Origin of the sequence: Bifidobacterium sp. (genome assembly GCF_050874245.1) — a bacterium.
Lineage (GTDB): Bacteria > Actinomycetota > Actinomycetes > Actinomycetales > Bifidobacteriaceae > Bifidobacterium.
The window spans coordinates 1-2,948 of the sequence record NZ_JBNMKH010000135.1; the positions used below are offsets into that span (position 1 = coordinate 1).

Genomic DNA, 2,948 nt, shown 5'->3' on the forward strand with positions numbered 1-2,948 from the left:
GACCTGCCGACGGACATGAAGGCCGACGGCATCACCTACAAGAACAATTCCAAGGACTACGAGGACTTCCAGAAGGGCGAGAGCTTCCTGCAGTTGTCGAAGACCGAGCGCGACATGATCGACCTGGTCACCAAGAACTTCAAGAAAGTGACTCTGGTGTACAACGGCGCGAACACGTTCCAGTTCGACTTCCTGAAGGACTATCCGCAGATTCAGTCCGTGGTGTGGTGTCCGCCTGCGGGCCAGACTGGTTTCTCCGCTTTGGGCGAGGTGCTCGCCGGCAAGACCAACCCATCCGGCAAGACCTCCGACACCTTCCTCAACGATCTGACCCAGTCCGTGACGTACAACAACTTCGGCAAGTACGAATACACCAACATGACCGACAAGGCGGCCAAGTACAAGGGCTTCACCGGTGACGACGTCACCGCTATCCCTGGTTTCGTGAACTATTCCGAAGGCATTTACGTCGGCTACAAGTTCTATGAGACCGCTTCGGACGAGGGCCTGATCGATTACGACGACACCGTCGCGTTCCCGTTCGGCTATGGCCTGTCCTACACCTCCTTCGATCAGAAGCTCGACAGCGTGAAGTACAAGGGCGGCAAGGTGACCGTCACCGCCACCGTGACCAACACCGGCGACAAGGCCGGCAAGGACGTCGTCGAGGTCTACTACAACCCGCCGTACACCGACGGCGGCATCGAGAAGGCGTCCAGGAACCTGGCGGGCTTCGAGAAGACCAAGGAATTGAAGCCGGGCGAGTCCCAGACCGTGAAGGTCGAGTTCGATGACGACGACATGGCGTCCTACGACTACAGGGACGCGAAGGCGTACGTGTTGGAGAAGGGCGACTACGACATCTCCATCCAGTCGGATTCGCACCACGTGATCGACCACAAGGCGGTCACCGTGAAGGACACCGTCACCTATGATTCCGATTCGAATACGCACAACGGCGACAAGACCGTGGCCACGAACCAGTTCGATGACGTGGCGGGCGATGTGACGTACCTGTCCCGTGCCGGTCACTTCGCGAACTACAAGGAGGCCACCGCCGCGCCGACCAACTTCAAGATGTCCGACAAGGCCAAGGAAACCTTCTATAACAACACGAACTACGATCCGAAGAAGTTCGACAAGGATTCCGACAAGATGCCGACCACCGGTGCCAAGAATGGTCTGAAACTGTCCGATATGTACGGCAAGGACTATGACGACGCCGATTGGGACAAGCTGCTCGACCAGCTCACCTTCGACGATATGGACAACCTCATCGCCAATGGCGGCTACGGCACCCAGGCTGTGAAGTCCGTCGGCAAGATCCAGCTGACCGATGCGGATGGCCCGGCATCGCTGAACAATAACTTCACCGGCGTTGGCTCCATCGGCTTCCCGGCTTCCACCGCATTCGCCTGCACGTGGAACAAGGACCTCGCCAAGCAGTTCGGCGAGATGATCGGCGATATGGCCCACGACATGCATGTGGCTGGCTGGTACGCACCGGCCATGAACATCCACCGCAACGCGTTCTCCGGCCGTACCTTCGAGTACTTCTCCGAGGATTCGCTGCTCTCCGGCGTGATGGCATCCAGCGAGATCGCCGGTGCCAAGTCCAAGGGCGTGTACTCCTTCATGAAGCACTTCGCGCTGAACGACCAGGAGACCAAGCGTACGGAGATGCTGTGCACGTGGACGAATGAGCAGGCCATGCGTGAGATCTACCTGAAGCCGTTCGAGATGAGCGTGAAGGAGGGCGGCGCCCAGGCCGTGATGAGCTCCTTCAACTACATCGGCAACACCTATGCCGGTGCTAACAGCGCGCTGCTGCAGACCGTGCTGCGCGGCGAGTGGGGCTTCAAGGGCTTCGTCCTGACTGACTACTTCGGCGGCTACGGCTATCAGAACGCCGATCAGGAAGTGCGTGCGGGCAACGATTCGATGCTTGCTACCACCAAGATCACCAACCACATCACCGACAAGTCCGCCACTTCCGTGAAGGCCATGCGCCAGGCCGCGCACAACATCCTGTACACGGCCGCCAATAGCTGGCAGTACGCGAATGGCGAGCCGAAGGTCGCGACCCCGATCTGGAAGACCGCCATGTACGTGGTCTGGGGTGTGGCCGCGGTGCTTGTGATCGGTCTGGAGTTCCTGACCATCAAGCGTTACCTGAACCGCAAGAAGGCAGTCGCCACGGTTGAGTCGGCTGCCAAGCCCGCTCAGGCCGAGTGATTGGCTGATAACTGAAAACCAATAATTGAAACCCAAGCCGGGAGCCTCCGTGAAACATGGAGCCTCCCGGCTTTTTGCATTCCCATTGCCTCCGTCCGGATCTGCGCAGTCTTTCTTCGGCACTGTATTGGTTCGGCACTGTACTGGTGAGACCGCCAGGCTATGGATTCCATAGCGCAGATTGGTGCATTGTTTGTGTCTTCGCTTCATCCGCATTTGGTTTTGCGATTCCGACACGCCGTGTGTTGTTGTTTTCGTGTTCACTCTGGCGTTGTCTTCAGGGTTTATCCTGGTCCCGTCGGTGGTTCCGGCCTGTGTCGCGCGTGTTTTCGACACGCCGGTGGATGCGAGTGTTTCCAACGGTTCACGCCATGCCGGTGGATGCCGGGTTGCGTGTTCGCGGGTTCTCGTGTAAGTTTATCTCTTGCTGCTCAGCACGGCGGCCTGGCTCCTTGAGTTTGGGGCGGTCTGCTGGTGCGGTGGTGGTTTGAGAACTCAAGAGCGTATTTGTACTACTTCTTTATAGTCAATGATTGCCAGTTCATCACCGGCCATGGATTTCGGTCCGTGGTGCCGAGGGATCGGGTAAACGGTGGTGAGGTTTTTGTGCGATGCGCCTTTCCTTATAAGGCGATCGTCAATTTTCTTATTGTGAGAGTCATTCAATTGGTTCTCTTCATGAATTTTTTTTGTGGAGGGTTCGATTCTGGCTC

General features: G+C 57.5%; 2 protein-coding genes. One reads left to right on the plus strand and one right to left on the minus strand.

The window, feature by feature from the left end; all coding sequences use genetic code 11:
* The coding region (locus tag ACR0P8_RS09145) for a glycoside hydrolase family 3 N-terminal domain-containing protein (RefSeq protein ID WP_432624766.1) at positions 1 to 2,235 on the plus strand (2,235 nt) is incomplete at its 5' end.
* Between the two features lie 495 nt (positions 2,236 to 2,730).
* Here ACR0P8_RS09145 and ACR0P8_RS09150 read toward each other — a convergent pair.
* Positions 2,731 to 2,948: hypothetical protein (locus ACR0P8_RS09150; protein WP_432624767.1), on the minus strand; the 218-nt coding region annotated here is incomplete at its 5' end.